We start from the raw sequence: 17,928 nt of genomic DNA on the forward strand, positions 1-17,928 counted from the left end.
GGGAGGCGTGGTCGCCCGTCCCGGTATCGGCCGGGACGGCGGAAAATTTAGGAAATGCCCGGCCGGGGCAGTGTGTCACCGGTACAGCGGGCGGGCTGCGTCTCGGTTGTTGCGACGCGGCTCCGCTATCCTGCGGGACAGTTGATGAATTGGACGTACACATGGCCAAGCGGCTTACCGCCTACGTCTGCAGTGAATGCGGCGCGGAATACAGCAAGTGGCAGGGCCAGTGCACCGAGTGCGGGGTCTGGAACGTGCTGACCGAGATCACGCTGGAGAGCGCGACGGCGGCCAAGTCGCCGGCCGCGCGCCGCTCCGGCTGGGCGGGCAAGGTCGATGCGCCGAAGATCATGGCGCTCAAGGACGTGCAGCAGACCGAACACCTGCGGGTCAGCACCGGCATCGGCGAGTTCGACCGCGTGCTCGGTGGCGGCCTGGTCGAGGGCGCGGTAGTGCTGGTCGGTGGCGACCCGGGCATCGGCAAGTCCACCCTGCTGCTGCAGGCGGTGGCGAAGATGGCGGCCGCGTTGCCGGTGCTGTACATCACCGGCGAGGAATCGCTGTCGCAGGTCGCCGGCCGCGCGGTGCGGCTGGACCTGCCGCTGGACAACGTCAACGCGCTGGCCGAAACCCAGGTGGAGGCCATCCTGCAGCACGCCAGCGTGGCGCGGCCGAAGCTGATCGTGGCCGATTCGATCCAGACCCTGTGGACCGAATCGCTCACCGCCGCGCCGGGTTCGGTGAGCCAGGTGCGCGAGAGCGCGGCACGGCTGGTGCGCTTTGCCAAGGAAACCGGCACCGCCGTGTTCCTGGTGGGCCATGTGACCAAGGAAGGTGGCATCGCCGGCCCGCGCGTGCTGGAGCACATGGTCGATGCGGTGCTGTATTTCGAGGGCGAGAGCGGCAGCCGCTTCCGCCTGCTGCGGGCGTTCAAGAACCGCTTCGGTGCGGTCAACGAGCTGGGCGTGTTCGCGATGGGCGAGAAGGGCCTGAAAGAAGTCTCCAACCCGTCGGCCATCTTCCTGTCCGGTGGCAGTACCCGTCAGCCGGGCAGCTGCGTGATGGTGACCCGTGAAGGCACGCGTCCGCTGCTGGTGGAAGTGCAGGCGCTGGTGGATGCCTCGCCGCTGTCCAACCCGCGCCGGGTGGCGGTGGGCCTGGAGCAGAACCGGCTGGCGATGCTGCTGGCGGTGCTGCACCGCCACGGCGGGGTGTTGGTGGGCGACCAGGACGTGTTCGTCAATGTGGTCGGCGGCATCCGCGTGCAGGAAACCGCCGTGGACCTGCCGGTGCTGCTGGCGGTGTTGTCCTCGCTGCAGGATCGGCCGCTGGCCGAGAAGACCATCGCGTTCGGCGAAGTCGGCCTGTCCGGCGAGATCCGTCCGGTGCCCAACGGCGCGGACCGCCTGCGCGAGGCGGCCACGCATGGTTTCAAACGCGCCATCGTGCCCAAGGCCAATGCACCCAAGACCGGTAGCGTGAAGGGCATGGAGGTGATCGCGGTGGAGCGGTTGTCAGAGGCGATCGACGCGATTTGAGGCACATGACCCCGAATCGACCGGGCCAATCAATCCGCAGCCACGCAGGGCGTGGCTCTACCGGGTGTGGCCGAAGACCAGTTCGATGACGAACCGGCTGCCGAAGAACGCCAGCAGCAACAGCGCCATCGCCGTCAGCGTCCAATGCACGGCCTTGGCGCCGCGCCAGCCGTAGCGGCGGCGGCCGATCAGCAGCGTGCCGAATACGATCCACGAGAGCACGCTGAGCACGGTCTTGTGCACCAGCTTCTGCGCCAGCAGGTCATCCACGAACAGCACGCCGGTGACCAGGGTCAGGGTGAGCAGGGCGAAGCCGACGGCAATCACCCGGAACAGCAGCGATTCCAGGTCGGCCAGCGGCGGCAGGGCGCGCAGCCACGGGCGGAAATCGCGGCGGCGCAGGGCGCGCTCCTGCAGCCACAGCATGATGGCCAGCAGCGCGGCCACGCTCAGCGTGGCGTAGGCCAGCAGCGCCATCCACGCGTGGGTGGCCAGCTGCCAGCCCAGCGGGCGGCTCGGCTCGTGGCCATAGCCGTGGTACACGCACAGCACGACCGCGGCCATCGGGAACACCAGCACGCCCAGCGCCGCCATGCGTCCGCGGGCAGCCACCAGCGAGGTCAGCCAGGCCATGCCCAGCCCCACCAGCGACAGCGCGGCGAAGAAGTGCATGTCCGGGCCACCGGTGGTGCGCATGGCCACCAGCGCGTGGTAGCCGCCGTGCAGGACCATGGCGGGCAACGCCGGCCACAGCCAGGTCGGCGCGGAGGCGACGTCATCGCGAACCACCGCGCGCACCAGCAGGGCGGTAGCGGCCAGGTACAGCAGGGTCGCGATGAGAACGATTGTCATCGTGTCAGTTTCGCATACCCCCGCGGTGCTGGCGATGCCTGCGGCGACAGGCCGCAGCGTCGATCCGGGGAGTGCGGCGGACCCGCTATACTGTGCGTCTCATTGTCTTTCGTTCTGAACAGGTTGCCTCCATGTTCGAGTCCCTGACCCAGCGCCTCTCCGGCACCATCGAGCGGCTGCGTGGCCGCGGTCGCCTCACCGAGGAAAACATCCGCGAGGCCACCCGCGAAGTCCGCATCGCGCTGCTCGAGGCCGACGTGGCCCTGCCGGTCGTGCAGGCGCTGGTCGAGCGCATCAAGGTGCGCGCGGTCGGCCAGGAAGTGCTCAAGTCGCTGACCCCGGGCCAGGCGCTGATCAAGATCGTGCGCGACGAGCTGACCGCGGTCATGGGCTCGGCCGCCTCCGACCTGAACCTCAACGTGCCGGCCCCGGCGATCATCCTGATGGCGGGCCTGCAGGGTGCGGGCAAGACCACCACGGTGGGCAAGCTTGCCAAGCACCTGAAGGAAAAGCGCAAGAAGAAGGTGATGGTGGTGTCGGCCGACGTCTACCGTCCGGCCGCGATCGAGCAGCTGCAGACCCTGGCCGACCAGGTCGGCGTGCTGTTCTTCCCGTCCAGCGCCGACCAGAAGCCGGAAGCCATCGTGCGCGCCGCGATCGATGACGCGCGCAAGTCGTTCGTGGACGTGCTGATCGTCGATACCGCCGGCCGCCTTGCGATCGACGAAGCGATGATGGCCGAGATCAAGGCGCTGCACGCCGCGGTCAATCCGGCTGAAACGCTGTTCGTGGTTGACGCCATGACCGGCCAGGACGCAGCCAACACCGCCAAGGCCTTCGGCGAGGCACTGCCGCTGACCGGCGTGGTGCTCACCAAGACCGACGGCGACGCCCGTGGCGGTGCCGCGCTGAGCGTGCGCTACATCACCGGCAAGCCGATCAAGTTCGTCGGCGTGAGCGAAAAGCCGGACGGCCTGGACGTGTTCCATCCGGACCGTATCGCCAGCCGCATCCTGGACATGGGCGACGTGCTGTCGCTGGTGGAGCAGGTCGAGCAGCAGGTCGACAAGGACAAGGCGCAGAAGCTCGCCGAGAAGGTCGCCAAGGGCAAGAAGTTCGATCTGAACGACATGCGCGACCAGCTGGAGCAGATGCAGAACATGGGCGGCATCGGCGGCCTGATGGACAAGCTGCCGGGCCTGGGGCAGATCCCCGAGCACCTCAAGCAGCAGGTCAGCCAGGGCAAGGAAGTGCCGCGCATGATCGCCATCATCAACTCGATGACCAAGAAGGAGCGCCGCAACCCGGGCCTGCTCAACGGCTCGCGCCGTGCCCGCATCGCGCGCGGCTCCGGCCTGACCCCGGCCGACGTCAACAAGCTGATGAAGCAGTATCAGCAGATGGAAAAGATGATGAGCAAGATGGCCGGCGGCGGCATGAAGGGCATGATGCGCAGCATGAAGGGGATGATGGGTGCCATGGGCGGACGCGGCGGCATGCCGTTCCGCTGAGCCAGCAGACGCGCCCGGCGTGGTGCCGGCCGCGATTCAACTTTCAAAGGAATGTGGGTGAACAAGTCATTCGTGGTGATTGCGCTGGCCCTCGGGCTGGTCGCGTGCAAGGACGACAGCTCGATGTCGCAGAAAGCCGGCAGCGCCATCAGTGGCACCGCCGCTGACTTCGTCGCAGGGTTGGGCGAGGGCGTGGACAAGCGCATGAACGTGTCACTGCAGGCCGACCCGGCATTGGCCGCGCGCGGCCTCACCGTGACCTTGGGCAAGAGCCGCGGCATGGGCTCCAAGGAAGCGGCGGTGTACGTGGTCGCCGACAAGGCCTTCAAGGGCAAGCTGGTGGCACGCGCGCTCGACGCCGACGGTACCGAAGTCGGTCGCGCCATTGCCGAAGAAGAGTTCGCGGCCGACGATGCCCGCTATGTGACCTTCCACTTCAACGAAGAAATGGACAGCCAGCTGGTGCGGACCTACGCGCTTTCCGCACGCTGAGCCGCGCCCGGAGCATTCCGGGACGAGGCGGGCCGGCGTATGCTGGGCGCCGACTCGTTCCCAGGTGCGCCGAGCGTGAGCCCTTCGCTGATCCTCGAACGCGCCGACAGTTTCTGTCGGCGTTTTTCTTTGCAGGCCCCGATCCTGCTGGCCCCGATGGCGGGCGCGTGCCCGGTGCCATTGTCTGCGGTGCTCGCCAACCACGGCAGCATGGGCGCAATGGGCGCGGTGTTGTCGCAACCGCAGGACATCGTGGCGTGGATGGAGGCGTTCCGCGCCCAGTCCGACGGCCCCGCGCAGGTCAATGTGTGGATTCCCGATCCCGCGCCGCTGCGTGACGCGGCAGCCGAAGCGGCCAGCCGTGCGTTCCTGGCGCAGTGGGGACCGCAGGTGCCGGCCTCGGCAGGCGACGCGGGGCCGGCCGATTTCGATGCCCAGTTCGATGCGCTGATCGCCGCGCGCCCGGCGGTGGCCTCGACCATCATGGGGGTGTTCAGCGCAGACCAGGTGCAGCGCCTGAACAACGCCGGCATCGCCTGGTTTGCGTGCGCCACCACGCTGTCCGAGGCGCTGGCGGCAGAAGCGGCCGGTGCCGATGCGGTCGTGGCACAGGGCTTCGAGGCAGGCGGGCATCGCGGTGCCTTTGATCCGGCGGCCGCCGAACGGCAGCTGGTCGGGCTGTTCGCCCTGGTGCCTCGCCTGGCCGACCGCCTGCAGGTGCCGGTGATCGCCGCGGGCGGCATCGCCGATGGCCGGGGAATCGCCGCCGCCTTGATGCTGGGTGCCAGCGCGGTGCAGATCGGCACGGCGTTCCTGCGCACGCCCGAATGCGCCATCGATCCGGCCTGGGCACAGGCCCTGGCAGAGGCCGAACCGGAAGATACGTGGCCGACGCGGGCGTTCAGCGGCCGGCTGGGACGTGGCCTGGCAACCGCGTACGTGCGCGCCGCCGCCGAGGCTGATGCGCCGCCACCACAACCGTATCCGGTGCAGCGCGGCCTGACCGCACCCATGCGTGCGCAGGCCAACCGCGAGCATCGCATCGACGCCCTCCAGGCCTGGGCCGGGCAGGCGGCATGGATGGCGGCGGACCGACCGGCCGCCGAGGTGCTGCAGGCGCTGTGGTCCGACGCACGCGGTCTGCTTGGATGAGCCTCTATTGCAACGGTCGGCGCGCGAGCGCGGACGACCTGGCCGGCGCCCTGGTCAACTACGGTCACTTCACCTCGCTGCAGGTACGTGGCGGTGCGGTGCAGGGGTTGGATCTGCATCTGCAGCGGTTGCGCGAGGGGACGGAACAGCTGTTCGGCAACACCCTCGACGGCCGCCAGGTGCAGGCCTGGATGCACACGGCGCTGCAGGCGGAAGGCGTGGTGGATGCATCGCTGCGGGTGACGGTGTTCTCCCGCGCGTTCGATTTCCGCCAGCCGTTGCAACCGGTGCCGGTAGACGTGCTGGTGGCGGTTGCCGCGCCGGCCTCGGTTGCGCCGCTGCCGCGCCGGCTGCGCAGCGTGCGTTACCAGCGCGAGCTGCCTCACCTGAAGCATGTGGGCACCTTCGCGCTGTTCGAGCACCGCCGCCAGGCCCTGCAGGCAGGGTTCGACGACGCGCTGTTCGTGGACATGCAGGGGCTGGTCAGCGAGGGCACCACCTGGAACATCGCGTTCGCCCGCGAGGGCGAGGTGGTCTGGCCGCAGGCCCCGGCCCTGCGTGGCACCCATGAGCGCCTGCTGCAGGCGGGGTGGGGCGGGGTGCCCACGCTGTCGCCCGTGATGCTGGGGCAGTGGGGCGACTTCGATGCCGCGATCGGCCTTAATGCGGCGGGGGTGTGGCCGATCGCCAGCATCGATGGGTACCGGTTTGCCAGGTCCGGGGTGTTGTGCGAGCGCGCCGCTGCTGCGATTGCGAACCAGCCTTGGCAGCCGTTGGGGTGAGGCGGCGCCGCTGTTCCTTGGGGCCCCATTCAGCTTCAGCGACCCCGCTGGGCTTGGAATGGCCCGGGGGCGCCGCTATAATCGCCGGCTTACCGCGCCATCCTGGCGACTGGGCAATTGAGGAAACAACACCATGGTCAAGATTCGACTGACCCGCGGCGGCGCCAAGAAGCGTCCCTTCTACCACATCATCGTGACCGACTCGCGCAGCGCGCGTGACGGCCGCAACATCGAGCGCGTGGGTTACTACAACCCGGTCGCCCAGGGTGCCGAAGCACGCATCGTGCTGGACATCCCGAAGGTCGACGCGTGGGTTGCCAACGGCGCCCAGCTGACCGACAAGGTTCGCAACCTGTACAAGGAAGCGACCAAGGCCCAGGCCTCCGCGGCCTGATCCTTGAGGGCCGCGCCTGCCGCGGCCCATCGGTCTATACAGATGAAAGATACCGAGCGCCGCATCCTGCTGGGCAGGATTGTCGGCGCTTTTGGTGTGCGAGGCGAGATAAAGCTCGAGTCCTGGACCGAGCCGCGTACCGCCATCTTCAACTATCAGCCCTGGATCCTGCGGACGCCCGCCGGCCAGGAGAGCACCCTCAGCGGCGCGCGCGGACGTCAGTCCGGCAAGCACCTGGTGGCGGTGTTTCCCGATATCACCGACCGCGATGTGGTCGAGTCGATGTACGGAACCGACGTCTATGTATCCCGCAGCGTTCTGCCGCCGCCCAAGCCCGATGAGTACTACTGGGTTGATCTGGAAGGGCTGCAGGTGCGTACCGTCGAAGGCGTCGAACTGGGTCGGGTCTCGCACCTGTTCTCCACCGGCTCCAATGACGTGGTGGTGGTGCAGGGCGACCGCGAGCGGATGATTCCGTTCGTGCAGCCGGATTTCGTGGTGTCGGTGGATTTTGACGCCAACCTGGTCGTCGTCGACTGGGACCCGGAGTTCTAACCGGTGCGAATAGACGTCGTCACCTTGTTCCCGGAGTTCATGGCGCAGTCGGCCGCGCTTGGCGTGGTCGGCCGTGCGGCCGAACGCGGCCTGCTCGACCTGCATGGCTGGAATCCGCGTGACTATGCAGAAGGCAACTACCGCCGGGTGGACGACCGTCCCTTCGGTGGCGGCCCGGGCATGGTGATGCTGATCGAGCCGCTGCGGGCCTGCCTGGCCGCGGCCAAGGCGGCCGATCCGGCGCCCGCGCCGGTGATCTACCTCAGCCCGCAGGGCACGCCGCTGACCCAGGCCAAGGTCCGGGAGCTGGCGGCGCTGCCGCGCATGATCCTGCTCTGCGGTCGTTATGAAGGCATCGATGAGCGCTTCCTGGAGGCCGAGGTCACCGAGGAAATCTCGCTCGGCGATTACGTCCTGTCCGGCGGTGAGCTCGGCGCGGCGGTCATCGTCGATGCCGTGACCCGGCTGCAGGAGGGGGCGCTGGGCGATGCCGAATCGGCTGCGCAGGACAGTTTTGAAGGCCCGCAGGGGCTGCTGGACTGCCCGCACTACAGCCATCCGGCGCAACATGAATGGGGCACTGTCCCGGACGTGCTGCGCTCGGGCAACCATGCCGCCATCGCCCGCTGGCGCCGCCAGCAGTCGCTGCTGCGGACCTGGCTCCGCCGCCCGGACCTGCTGGACGAGTCCAGCCTGTCCAAGGCCGACAGGCAGTTGCTGGACCAGGCCCGGTCGGAACTGGGGTAACCCCGGCCAACGCCCGGCGTTACCGGGATCTGGCAACCCGCCCCAAAACTGGTTAGAATTGCGGATTCCCATCGGGCCTTTCATGCCGGATGGTGGAAACCCTACAAAAAACGTGCAGCACAGTCCGGTGACTGCATGAGCCTACGTTGTCGAATGACACGCCCACCCGAACGAACACAATCGGTGCACCCATGAGCAAGTTGAACAAAACCATCCTTTCGGACTTCGAATCCGCCCAGATTACCCGCGAGCTGCCGAAGTTCAGCCAGGGTGACACCATCGTCGTCAACGTGAAGGTGAAGGAAGGCAACCGTGAGCGCGTCCAGGCGTACGAAGGCGTCGTGATCGGCACCAAGAACGCCGGCCTGAACTCCGCGTTCACCGTCCGCAAGATCTCGCACGGCTACGGCGTCGAGCGCGTCTTCCAGACCCACAGCGCCATCATCGACTCGGTCGAAGTGAAGCGTCGTGGCAAGGTCCGCTCCGGCAAGCTGTACTACCTGCGTGGCCTGGAAGGCAAGGCTGCCCGCATCAAGGAAGATCTGGCCGCCGCTGCACAGGCCAAGGTCGCCCGCCTGGCTGCCAAGGCTGCCCAGTAATACCGACCGACAACCTCGGTTGTCGCGTCAGCAAACGGCCACCTTCGGGTGGCCGTTTGCGTTTCTGGCATCTGGATGCCGATCAGATCGCTCGTAGAGCCACGCCCTGCGTGGCTGCTCTTCGCTGGGCGGTCATCAACGCCTGATGGGCGCATCGTCCCTGATCCCCTGATCCCCCTGATTGCCACGCAGGGCGTGGCACTACGGGGTTGGGCGCGGGTCCGGGTCGGCAACCGGCGAGGGCGGTGATGCCGGAATTTCCGCCGGCGCCGCCATTTCCTCCCGGTGGCTGGGCAGCATGCGCGACGTGCGCCAGCCGCCCCAGCGGTAATAGGCCAGCGACAGCAGCATCGCGCAGAACGAGCTGATCGGGAAACTCCACCACACCGCGTCCGCGCCCCAGCGCGCCTGCAGCAGCTCCGCGAACGGCACGCGGATGCCCCACAGCGACACCGCCAGGATCAGCAGCGGGGGAATGACCGCGCCAGTGGAGCGGACCACGCCGGAGATCACGAAGTTGACGCCGAAGAACAGGAACGACCACACCGCGATGTGGTTGAGGTGGCGCGCCACCTGCAGCGCTTCGCTGCCATCGGGCAGGAACAGCGCCAGCGTGTAGCGGTCGAGCAGGATCAGCGGCAGGATCAGCACGCCGGTAAGCAGGAAGTTGTAGAGCACGCCGCTGCGCGCGGTGCCGCGCACGCGGTCCCAGTTGCCGGCGCCCACGTTCTGCGCGGCCATCGACGAGCACGCCGCACCGATCGCCATCGCCGGCATCTGCACATAGGTCCACAACTGCAGCGACGCGCCATACGCGGCGGCGGTGTCGGTACCGTAGCTGTTGACCATGGTCATCATCATGATCATCGACAGCGAGATGAGCACCATCTGCAGACCCATCGGCACGCCCTTGACCACCAGCGCGCGCAGAATCTGCGGATCGATCTTGAACAGCGCCATGTCCTTGCGCCCCAGCCACAGCACGTGGCGCTTGTTGCGCATGTACCAGAGCAGGCCGATCAGCGACAGCGTCTGCGCGATCAGCGTGGCCCACGCCGCGCCGGCAATGCCCAGTTGCGGGAACGGGCCGATGCCGAAGATCAGCAGCGGGTTGAAGCCGATGTCGAGCAGCACCGACAGCAGCAGGAAACGGAACGGTGTGCGCGAATCGCCCACGCCGCGCAGTGCCGAGCTGAGGAAGGCGAACGCGTACAGCGTAGGCATGGCCAGGAAGATGATGCGCAGGTAGGCCTCGGCCAGCGGCAGCGACGCGGCTGGCGTGCCCATCGCCGCCAGCAACGGGTGCGACAGCCACCAGCCGGCAATGGCGATCACCACCGACAGCCCGATGAAGAAGGTCGCGCTGGTGCCCATCACGCGCCGCGCCTGCGGCAGGTCGCGCGCACCCATGGCCTGGCCGATCAGGATGGTGGCGGCCATGCCGATGCCGAATACCGAACCGATCAGGAAGAACATGATGTTGTTGGCGTTCGCAGTGGCCGTCAGGGCCGCCTCGCCCAGGAACCGCCCCACCCAGACGGCATTCACCGACCCGTTCAGCGACTGGGCGATGTTCCCGGCCAGGATCGGCAGCGCGAACAGGAACAGATTGCGCCCGATCGGGCCGGTGGTCAGGTCAAGCGGCGCTTTGGCCATGTGTTCTGGAGATCGAGCCTGGAGAGGGGCACACTAGCACCACGCCCGTCAGTGGGATATCGCCATGCGCATCGCCGTTCCACCCCCCGTCGTGCCGGCGGCTGGCCGACGCCCGGCCTTCCCGGCTGACCGGTTCATGCCCGCCGTGCTGGCGCTCTTGATTGCCGCCCTGCTGCCCGCATGTTCGAGTACGGACGACCGCCTGCGCGATGCGCAGGTACGGCCCATGGACCGACCGGAATGCCAGGTCGGCAGCCAGCGACGCGATCTGGATGCGGGGGTTCCCGTGCTGATCGGTGGCACCGGCTGCCGCGGCAATCCCTCGGCACCGCAACCGCTGAACCGACGACCGGCCGAGCCGGGGAGTTGAACCACGCGCATGATCGAAGCACAACCGTTGGTGGCCGCCGCCGTGCGGCTCGATGTGTGGCTCTGGGCCGCACGGTTCTACAAGACCCGCAGCCTGGCCAAGCAGGCCGTGGAAACGGGCAAGGTGGACGTCGCCGGGCAGCGCCCGAAATCGTCGCGCGCGGTGCGCGTGGGCGAGCAGCTGCAGATCAGTCGCGGTGACGAGGTATATGACGTGCAGGTGCGTGGGCTGAGCGATCTGCGTGGGCCGGCGCCGGTGGCGCAGCAGCTGTACGAAGAGAGCGAAGCCTCGCGTGCGCGGCGTGCGGAGCTGCGCGCGCAGCGTGCGGCGGCAAGGAACGGCTACCAGCCGCCGGAACATCGCCCGGACAAACGTGCGCGAAAGTTGATCCGCGCGTTGGGGGATCTGGACGCGTTGTGATGCGGTGGACCCACCAGCGGTGGGCACCTACGGGATACATGTGCCCACCAACGGTGGGCACCTACCTGCGGTAGCGCACGACCGTTGGTCGTGCGGCATCACCTCACCGGTGCAGGTCGTACCGGTCCAGTTCCATCACCCGCGACCAGGCCGCGACGAAGTCCTGCACGAACTTCTTCCCGCCGTCGGCACTGGCATACACTTCGGCCACCGCGCGCAGCACCGAGTTGGAGCCGAATACCAGGTCGGCACGGCTGCCGGTCCAGCGCTTGGCACCGGTGCTGCGGTCGCTGCCTTCATAGCCATCGCCGCTGGCCTTCCACTGCACGCCCATGTCCAGCAGGTTGACGAAGAAGTCATTGCTGAGCGTGCCCGGCCGGTCGGTCAGCACGCCCTGGGTGTTGCCGTCCACGGTGGCACCCAGCACGCGCAGGCCACCGACCAGCGCGGTCAGTTCCGGCGCGGTCAGGGTGAGCAGCTGCGCCTTGTCGATCAGCAGCGCTTCGGCCGGCACGCTGTAGCGACCCTTGACGTAGTTGCGGAAACCATCGGCATAAGGCTCCAGCACCGCGAACGATTCAACGTCGGTCTGTTCCTGGCTGGCGTCGGTGCGGCCCGGGGTAAACGGCACGCTGACCTCATGCCCACCGGCCTTGGCCGCCTGCTCCACGCCGACCGCGCCGGCCAGCACGATCAGGTCGGCGAGCGACACCTGCGCACCGCCGTTGCCCTTGAACCCGCCCTGGATCTTCTCCAGCGCGGCCAGCACCTTGGCCAGCTGGCGCGGCTGGTTCACCGCCCAGTCCTTCTGCGGGGCGAGGCGGATGCGCGCGCCGTTGGCACCGCCGCGCTTGTCCGAGCCGCGGAAGGTGGACGCCGACGCCCATGCCGTGGACACCAGTTCGGCCACGCTCAATCCCGCGGCGGCGATCTGCTGCTTCAGCGCGGCCACGTCGTCCGCGCTGATCTGGGCCTGCGGTGCCTCGGGCACCGGATCCTGCCAGATGAAGGTTTCGGCCGGCACTTCCGGGCCGAGGTAGCGCGCGCGCGGCCCCATGTCGCGGTGGGTCAGCTTGAACCACGCGCGTGCGAACGCATCGGCGAAGGCCTGCGGGTTCTCCAGGAAGCGGCGCGAGATCTTCTCGTAGGCCGGATCGATGCGCAGCGACAGGTCGGTGGTGAGCATGGTGGGGCGGTGCTTCTTCGACGGGTCGTGCGCGTCGGGGATCACGGCCTCCGCATGCTTCGCCACCCACTGGTGCGCACCGGCCGGGCTCTTGGTCAGCTCCCACTCGTTGCCGAACAGGATCTCGAAGAAGTCGTGGCTCCACTGCGCCGGGGTGCGGGTCCAGGTCACTTCCAGGCCGCTGGTGATGGTGTCGCTGCCCTTGCCGCTGCGGAACGTGTTGGCCCAGCCCAGGCCCTGGTTCTCCAGCCCGGCCGCTTCCGGTTCCACGTCCACGTTGTCGGCCGGGCCGGCACCATGGGTCTTGCCGAAGCTGTGGCCGCCGGCGATGAGCGCAACGGTTTCCTCGTCGTCCATGGCCATGCGCCCGAAGGTGTCGCGGATATCCGCCGCCGCCTTGAGCGGATCGGGATTGCCGTCCGGCCCTTCAGGATTCACGTAGATCAGGCCCATCTGCACGGCGGCGAGCGGATTTTCCAGGTTGCGCGAATGGATGTCGCCGTCCGCGTCGTCATCGGAGACCAGCACGCCGTGGTCTTCGACCACGCCTTGGGAGCCGTGCGCATAGCGCACATCGCCGCCCAGCCACGTGGTCTCGCGGCCCCAGTACACGTCCTGGTCCGGTTCCCAGGTATCCGGGCGTCCGCCCGCGAAGCCCAGCGTCTTGAAGCCCATCGATTCGAGCGCGACGTTGCCGGTGAGGATGAGCAGGTCGGACCAGGAGATCGCCTGGCCGTACTTCTGCTTGATCGGCCACAGCAGGCGCCTGGCTTTGTCCAGGCTGACGTTGTCCGGCCAGCTGTTGAGCGGGGCGAAACGCTGCTGGCCCCGGCCGCCGCCGCCGCGCCCATCACCGATGCGGTAGGTGCCGGCGCTGTGCCAGGCCATGCGCACGAACAACCCGCCGTAATGACCGAAGTCGGCCGGCCACCAGTCCTGCGAATCGGTCATCAGCGCGGTGAGGTCGGCCTTGAGCGCGGCGTAGTCGAGCCTGCCGAAGGCCTGCGCGTAGTCGAACCCCGCGTCGAGCGGGTGGGACCGCGAAGAGTGCTGGTTGAGCAGGTCAACGCGCAGCTGGTTGGGCCACCAGTCGCGATTGGTGGTGGCATCGCCAACAAGAGCATGGTTGAACGGGCACTTTGCTTCGCTTTTCATGGGTTCATTACCTGTGGACTGGCGAATGTGGATTGGACCTTGCGAGGGGCAAGGGCAGCTCATCCACCCTATGCACCGCACTGCAATTGGTAAATTCGAATGAACTAACTGAATGGATAGGCGAGGGCTATTGAGTGGTCGCCGGCCAGGGTGGCCGACGACCCCCGCGCAGCTCAGCGCTTGTTGAGGATGCCCATGACATCGCTGAGGCCGAACTGGCCGTCGCCGTCCTGGTCAAACGCATTGAGCAGGCTGCCGATCCCTCCGGCAGCGGCAGGCGGCGCTTCGGCGCCGAGTGCTTGGCTGAGTGCGCCTGAATTGCCCTGCTGGGCAAAGCGCTGGGCCAGGAACGACATCACGATCGGCGCCAGGATCGTCAGCAGCTGGCCGGCCTTGCCGCTGTCCAGCCCGGTCTTCTGGCCCAGCACCTGCGCGGCCTGTGGCGTCTGCCCGCCGAATACATGGCCGAGGATGCCGGCACCATTGGTGGCATTGCCGCCGCCACCGCCGAGTACCGCGCCGAGCACGCTGCCCAGATCGAATCCGCCGCCGCCGCCCCCGCCGCCGAGATGGTCGCGCTGCAGGGCATTGAGCAGCGACTGCGCGCCTTGGGGCTGGCTGGCATTGCTGCCCAGCGCGCCCATCAGCAGCGGCAGCGCCGCGCTGATCGCCTGCGAGGCCTGGCCCTGGTCAACGCCCAGCTGCCGGGACACCTGCTGCAGGCCTTGGCCCTGCTGCAACTGGGACAACAGAGATGTGGTGAGCGATTCCGTATTCACGATCGACTCCTTCGGCCCGGGATGGGACCGGCGGAGGATAACGCCGTCTACACGAAGGGAATGCGAAGGCTTCACGCGCTACCGGTCAGATCAACGCCTTCAACCGGTACAGCGCCTCCAGTGCCTGCTTCGGGGTCAGCTCATCGGGGTCAAGCGCGGCCAAGGCCTCCTGCGCCTTGTTCGACGCGGTGGCGAACAACCCGAACTGCTGCGGCGCATCCAGCGCCTGCGGGGCCATCGTCGCGGCCTGGCTCTCGCCGCCACGCTGTTCCAGCTCGGCCAGGCGGCGACGCGCCTGCGCCACGGTCGCCTTCGGCAGGCCGGCCAGCGCGGCCACCTGCAGGCCGAAGCTGCGGTTGGCCGGGCCATCCTTGACGGCATGCATGAACACCAGCGCCTCGCCGTGCTCGACCGCATCCAGGTGCACGTTCGCGATGCCGCTCACGCCGCCTTCGTGCTGCTCGTCGGCCAGCGCGGTAAGTTCGAAGTAGTGGGTGGCAAACAGCGTGTAGCAGCGGTTCTCGTAGGCCAGGTGGCGGGCCACCGCATCGGCCAGGGCCAGGCCGTCGTAGGTGGAGGTGCCGCGACCGATCTCGTCCATCAGCACCAGCGACTGCGCGGTCGCGTGGTGCAGGATGTAACTCGTCTCGCTCATTTCGACCATGAAGGTCGACTGCCCGCGCGCCAGGTCGTCGCCGGCGCCGATGCGGGTCAGGATGCGGTCGATCGGGCCGATCACCGCGCGGCTGGCCGGCACGAAACTGCCGATATGCGCCAGCAGCACGATCAACGCGTTCTGGCGCATGTAGGTGGATTTACCGCCCATGTTCGGGCCGGTGATCACCAGCATGCGGCGGTCCGCGTGCAGGTCCAGGTCGTTGGGTTCGAACGGCTGTTCGCGCACCGCTTCCACTACCGGGTGGCGGCCGCGATCAATGCGCAGGCATGGGGCGGTGTCCAGTTCCGGGCGGGCCCAGTCCAGTGCCTGGGCGCGTTCGGCGAAGCCGGCCAGTACGTCCAGTTCGCTGAGGGCCGCGGCACACTGCTTGAGCGGTTCCAGCTGGCCGCCCAGCGTGTCCAGCAGCTGCTCGTACAGCACCTTCTCGCGCGACAGCGAACGTTCGCGCGCCGACAGCACCTTGTCCTCGAAGGACTTCAGTTCTTCGGTGATGTAGCGTTCGGCATTGGTCAGGGTCTGGCGGCGCGTGTAGTGCACCGGCGCCTTCTCGGACTGGCCCTTGCTGATCTCGATGTAATAGCCGTGCACGCGGTTGTAGCCGACCTTCAGCGTGGGGATGCCGCTGCTGGCGCGCTCGCGCTGCTCCAGGTCGATCAGGAACTGGTCGGCATGGGTGGACAGCCGACGCAGCTCGTCCAGCTCGGCGTCGAAGCCTTCGGCGATGACGCCGCCATCGCTGAGCTTGAGCGGCGGGGTGGGGGCGATCGACGAGGCCAGCAGGTGCGCGCACTCGTCGTGCGAACCCAGCGCGTCATGCAGCGCCACCAGCCGCGGCGAGTCCAGCGGTGCCAGCACCGCGCGCACCTCGGGCAGCAGGCCCAGGCCATCGCGCAGGGTGGAGAAATCCCGCGGGCGCGCCGAGCGCAGTGCCACGCGGGTGAGGATGCGTTCCAGATCGCCCAGCGCCCGGAACGCGTCGCGCACATCGCGCTCGGCACCGCGGTCGATCAGCGTGGCCACGGCATCGTGGCGCTGCACCAGCACCTCGCGCAGGCGCAGCGGGCGGTGCAGCCAGCGCCGCAGCAGGCGTCCGCCCATCGGCGTCACCGTGGTATCGAGCACGCCCAGCAGGGTATTGCGGGTATCGCCGTCAACGCGCGTATCCAGTTCCAGGTGGCGACGCGTGGCGGCGTTCATCGCAATCGCCTCGCTGGCCGTCTCCGTGGCGATCGCGGTCAGATGCGGCAGGCGCTGCTTCTGGGTTTCTTCCACATAGCCGAGCAGGGCGCCCGCTGCGGCAGTGGCGCGCGGCTTGTCGTCGATGCCGAAGCCGGTCAGGTCGTGCAGTTTGAAGAACGCCAGCAGCTGGCGGCGGCCGCTGTCGGCGTCGAACAGCCACGGCGCGCGGCGGCGGATGCCCGTGCGGTGCCTGAGGAATTCGGGCCAGTTCTCTTCATCCGGTACCAGCAGCTCCGCCGGTTCCAGCCGGGCCAGTTCGGCCTCCAGCGCGTCGTCGGAATCGACCTCGTTGACCAGGAAGCGACCGCCGGCCAGGTCGGCCCAGGCCAGCCCGTAGCCGTGTTTGCCGCGCGACAGCGCCATCAGCAGGGTGTCGCGGCGCTCGTCCAGCAGCGCCTCGTCGGTGACGGTGCCGGGGGTGACGATCCGCACCACCTTGCGCTCCACCAGGCCCTTGGCCAGCGCCGGGTCGCCGATCTGCTCGCAGATGGCCACCGACTCGCCCAGCGCCACCAGCCGCGCCAGATAGCCTTCGTAGGCATGCACCGGCACGCCGGCCATCGGGATGGGTGCGCCACCGGAGCTGCCGCGCTGGGTGAGGGTGATGTCCAGCAGCCGCGCCGCCTTGCGAGCGTCGTCGTAGAACAGCTCGTAGAAATCGCCCATGCGGAAGAACAGCAGCAGGTCCGGGAACTCGGACTTTGCGGCAAAGAACTGCTTCATCAGCGGGGTGTGTTCGGCGGGCTTCTGGGTCACGCGGGGTCCATCGGGTCGGGCGGGCCGTGACGGCCGGGTGCGCCATTGTAGTGGAGCCGGCGAAGCGGGGGCGCGCGTTAGAGGCGAGGGCAAGCAGGCCGTGCCGCCGGAACCTCGGTTCGCAGGCGAAAAAAAACCCGGGGCCCGTCACTCACGTAGTGCGTGTGAGGAGGGGAGCTGATCCGGGTGTGCGGTGCCACTATAGCGAAGTCAGCCACGCACCAGCGTGAGCTGAGGGTGCGCCGCGAAGATATCCATGACGATCTGGAAGTAGGTCTGGCCTTCGCCGGCGTCAAGCGCTTGCAATTGAGTAGCGATGACCCCCTTGTTGAACGTACCGTTTCCGTCCAGCTTCGCCTGCAGCCATGCGCGGGTGGCATCCACGCCGAGCACGCTGGAGGTGTGCTCGATGTCCTCCCAGATCAACGTGGCGCCTGCGTGTCCGGCCAGTACGCCATAGCCGCCGTACAACATGTCATCCAGCGCATCCAGGCTGTGCCCGAGCTGCCACTCCTCGTCGGCCATGAAGACCCGGTTGACCTCGCCGTAAAAACTGGCGATGTCGATGACTGTGCTGCCTCGCAGCACCAGCACGAGCGGATCCGTGGTCTTCATTCCGTGTTGTCCATCTGCGCCCGGTCACCACGACTCTAGCAGTGCTGACCGTTCACTGCAGACGTCGCAACTTGAGCAAATTTTCAGGACCGCGCATGCGCCGCCAACGCCGTGCTACCGACTCGTAGACTCAAAAAACAGGCAAAAAAAACCCCGGAACCCTTCACTCACGTAAAGCGTGTGAGGAGAGGAGCCGGCCCGGGGTGTGTGCCGGCACTATAAAGAAAGGTAGCTACATGTTCAACGTTCTCACCGGGCACGGCGTCAACATGGTAGAGGTGCTCGGGTGGATGTCGCCCGAAGCGAGAGTGCACGTCGAGGCCATCTGTCGCTTCAAGACCGTGCATGCCGACAGTCTCCAACTCGCGAGGCCTGACGGGCCCTGCATATCGGAATTGCCAACCGTTATTTAAATGCGGCGAAGCGACGTGGAAGAGTGGGCTTCTGTTCA

General features: G+C 67.6%; 17 protein-coding genes. 11 read left to right on the plus strand and 6 right to left on the minus strand.

Features of this window, described 5'->3' with window-relative positions; translation table 11 throughout:
• The first annotated feature begins 161 nt into the window (after positions 1–161).
• Positions 162–1,538 carry a DNA repair protein RadA gene (gene radA, locus AC3ITN_RS06095; RefSeq protein WP_489392366.1) on the plus strand — a complete coding sequence of 459 codons (1,377 nt, stop codon included), beginning with the start codon at positions 162–164 and terminating at the stop codon, positions 1,536–1,538.
• A 57-nt stretch (positions 1,539–1,595) separates the two neighbouring features.
• On the opposite strand, the gene AC3ITN_RS06100 is transcribed toward radA, so the two are convergent.
• A complete protein-coding gene (locus tag AC3ITN_RS06100) occupies positions 1,596–2,390 on the minus strand; it encodes a cytochrome C assembly family protein (RefSeq protein ID WP_489392367.1) in 795 nt (264 codons plus the stop codon).
• A gap of 131 nt (positions 2,391–2,521) precedes the next feature.
• On the opposite strand from AC3ITN_RS06100, the gene ffh reads away from it, so the two are divergent.
• From ffh to rplS, 8 genes are all read left to right on the plus strand, one after another.
• On the plus strand, positions 2,522–3,901 hold the full coding sequence (ffh, locus tag AC3ITN_RS06105; RefSeq protein WP_489392368.1) for a signal recognition particle protein: 1,380 nt from the start codon (positions 2,522–2,524) through the stop codon (positions 3,899–3,901).
• Between the two features lie 57 nt (positions 3,902–3,958).
• Complete coding sequence (locus tag AC3ITN_RS06110; RefSeq protein ID WP_313343659.1) at positions 3,959–4,393, plus strand: hypothetical protein; 435 nt, start codon at positions 3,959–3,961, stop codon at positions 4,391–4,393.
• 75 nt (positions 4,394–4,468) lie between these two features.
• Positions 4,469–5,545, plus strand: a complete 1,077-nt coding sequence (locus tag AC3ITN_RS06115) for an NAD(P)H-dependent flavin oxidoreductase (protein WP_489392369.1) — start codon at positions 4,469–4,471, stop codon at positions 5,543–5,545.
• Positions 5,542–6,327: an aminotransferase class IV gene (locus tag AC3ITN_RS06120; protein WP_489392370.1), complete on the plus strand. Its 786-nt coding sequence runs from the start codon at positions 5,542–5,544 to the stop codon at positions 6,325–6,327. The genes AC3ITN_RS06115 and AC3ITN_RS06120 overlap by 4 nt, the downstream gene beginning before the upstream one ends.
• Before the next feature lie 133 nt (positions 6,328–6,460).
• Positions 6,461–6,721: a 30S ribosomal protein S16 gene (rpsP, locus tag AC3ITN_RS06125; RefSeq protein WP_313343667.1), complete on the plus strand. Its 261-nt coding sequence runs from the start codon at positions 6,461–6,463 to the stop codon at positions 6,719–6,721.
• A gap of 42 nt (positions 6,722–6,763) precedes the next feature.
• Positions 6,764–7,276, plus strand: a complete 513-nt coding sequence (gene rimM, locus AC3ITN_RS06130) for a ribosome maturation factor RimM (RefSeq protein WP_313343669.1) — start codon at positions 6,764–6,766, stop codon at positions 7,274–7,276.
• Between the two features lie 3 nt (positions 7,277–7,279).
• Positions 7,280–8,023, plus strand: a complete 744-nt coding sequence (gene trmD / locus AC3ITN_RS06135; protein WP_489392371.1) for a tRNA (guanosine(37)-N1)-methyltransferase TrmD — start codon at positions 7,280–7,282, stop codon at positions 8,021–8,023.
• A gap of 191 nt (positions 8,024–8,214) precedes the next feature.
• Positions 8,215–8,622 carry a 50S ribosomal protein L19 gene (gene rplS / locus AC3ITN_RS06140; protein WP_313343675.1) on the plus strand — a complete coding sequence of 136 codons (408 nt, stop codon included), beginning with the start codon at positions 8,215–8,217 and terminating at the stop codon, positions 8,620–8,622.
• 201 nt (positions 8,623–8,823) lie between these two features.
• Here the strand turns inward: rplS and AC3ITN_RS06145 are convergent, their stop codons facing one another.
• On the minus strand, positions 8,824–10,278 hold the full coding sequence (locus tag AC3ITN_RS06145) for an MATE family efflux transporter (protein WP_313343678.1): 1,455 nt from the start codon (positions 10,276–10,278) through the stop codon (positions 8,824–8,826).
• 64 nt (positions 10,279–10,342) lie between these two features.
• On the opposite strand from AC3ITN_RS06145, the gene AC3ITN_RS06150 reads away from it, so the two are divergent.
• Both AC3ITN_RS06150 and AC3ITN_RS06155 read left to right on the plus strand, forming a co-directional pair.
• Positions 10,343–10,648, plus strand: a complete 306-nt coding sequence (locus tag AC3ITN_RS06150) for a hypothetical protein (RefSeq protein WP_313343681.1) — start codon at positions 10,343–10,345, stop codon at positions 10,646–10,648.
• A gap of 9 nt (positions 10,649–10,657) precedes the next feature.
• Entirely contained in the window at positions 10,658–11,068 is a 411-nt protein-coding gene (locus AC3ITN_RS06155) for an RNA-binding S4 domain-containing protein (RefSeq protein WP_313343683.1), read from the plus strand.
• 103 nt (positions 11,069–11,171) lie between these two features.
• Here AC3ITN_RS06155 and katG read toward each other — a convergent pair whose 3' ends face one another.
• The 4 genes from katG to AC3ITN_RS06175 all read right to left on the minus strand — a co-directional run bounded on the left by katG (position 11,172) and on the right by AC3ITN_RS06175 (position 17,477).
• Positions 11,172–13,409 carry a catalase/peroxidase HPI gene (gene katG, locus AC3ITN_RS06160; protein WP_489392372.1) on the minus strand — a complete coding sequence of 746 codons (2,238 nt, stop codon included), beginning with the start codon at positions 13,407–13,409 and terminating at the stop codon, positions 11,172–11,174.
• Positions 13,410–13,582: 173 nt separating this feature from the next.
• On the minus strand, positions 13,583–14,188 hold the full coding sequence (locus tag AC3ITN_RS06165) for a DUF937 domain-containing protein (RefSeq protein WP_489392373.1): 606 nt from the start codon (positions 14,186–14,188) through the stop codon (positions 13,583–13,585).
• Positions 14,189–14,273: 85 nt separating this feature from the next.
• Positions 14,274–16,829: a DNA mismatch repair protein MutS gene (gene mutS, locus AC3ITN_RS06170; protein WP_489392880.1), complete on the minus strand. Its 2,556-nt coding sequence runs from the start codon at positions 16,827–16,829 to the stop codon at positions 14,274–14,276.
• A 243-nt stretch (positions 16,830–17,072) separates the two neighbouring features.
• On the minus strand, positions 17,073–17,477 hold the full coding sequence (locus AC3ITN_RS06175) for a barstar family protein (RefSeq protein WP_489392374.1): 405 nt from the start codon (positions 17,475–17,477) through the stop codon (positions 17,073–17,075).
• Positions 17,478–17,928 lie beyond the last annotated feature (451 nt).

The sequence above is a fragment of the Stenotrophomonas sp. KH_036_B genome, assembly GCF_057839485.1.

Excerpts from the sequence above, each read along its gene's own strand:
- radA (WP_489392366.1), top strand. The coding sequence starts at position 162 with ATGGCCAAGCGGCTTACCGCCTACGTCTGCAGTGAATGCGGCGCGGAA.
- AC3ITN_RS06100 (WP_489392367.1), bottom strand. The coding sequence starts at position 2,390 with ATGACAATCGTTCTCATCGCGACCCTGCTGTACCTGGCCGCTACCGCC.
- ffh (WP_489392368.1), top strand. The coding sequence starts at position 2,522 with ATGTTCGAGTCCCTGACCCAGCGCCTCTCCGGCACCATCGAGCGGCTG.
- AC3ITN_RS06120 (WP_489392370.1), top strand. The coding sequence starts at position 5,542 with ATGAGCCTCTATTGCAACGGTCGGCGCGCGAGCGCGGACGACCTGGCC.
- rpsP (WP_313343667.1), top strand. The coding sequence starts at position 6,461 with ATGGTCAAGATTCGACTGACCCGCGGCGGCGCCAAGAAGCGTCCCTTC.
- rimM (WP_313343669.1), top strand. The coding sequence starts at position 6,764 with ATGAAAGATACCGAGCGCCGCATCCTGCTGGGCAGGATTGTCGGCGCT.
- rplS (WP_313343675.1), top strand. The coding sequence starts at position 8,215 with ATGAGCAAGTTGAACAAAACCATCCTTTCGGACTTCGAATCCGCCCAG.
- AC3ITN_RS06145 (WP_313343678.1), bottom strand. The coding sequence starts at position 10,278 with ATGGCCAAAGCGCCGCTTGACCTGACCACCGGCCCGATCGGGCGCAAT.
- AC3ITN_RS06150 (WP_313343681.1), top strand. The coding sequence starts at position 10,343 with ATGCGCATCGCCGTTCCACCCCCCGTCGTGCCGGCGGCTGGCCGACGC.
- AC3ITN_RS06155 (WP_313343683.1), top strand. The coding sequence starts at position 10,658 with ATGATCGAAGCACAACCGTTGGTGGCCGCCGCCGTGCGGCTCGATGTG.
- katG (WP_489392372.1), bottom strand. The coding sequence starts at position 13,409 with ATGAAAAGCGAAGCAAAGTGCCCGTTCAACCATGCTCTTGTTGGCGAT.
- mutS (WP_489392880.1), bottom strand. The coding sequence starts at position 16,829 with ATGAAGCAGTTCTTTGCCGCAAAGTCCGAGTTCCCGGACCTGCTGCTG.
- AC3ITN_RS06175 (WP_489392374.1), bottom strand. The coding sequence starts at position 17,477 with ATGAAGACCACGGATCCGCTCGTGCTGGTGCTGCGAGGCAGCACAGTC.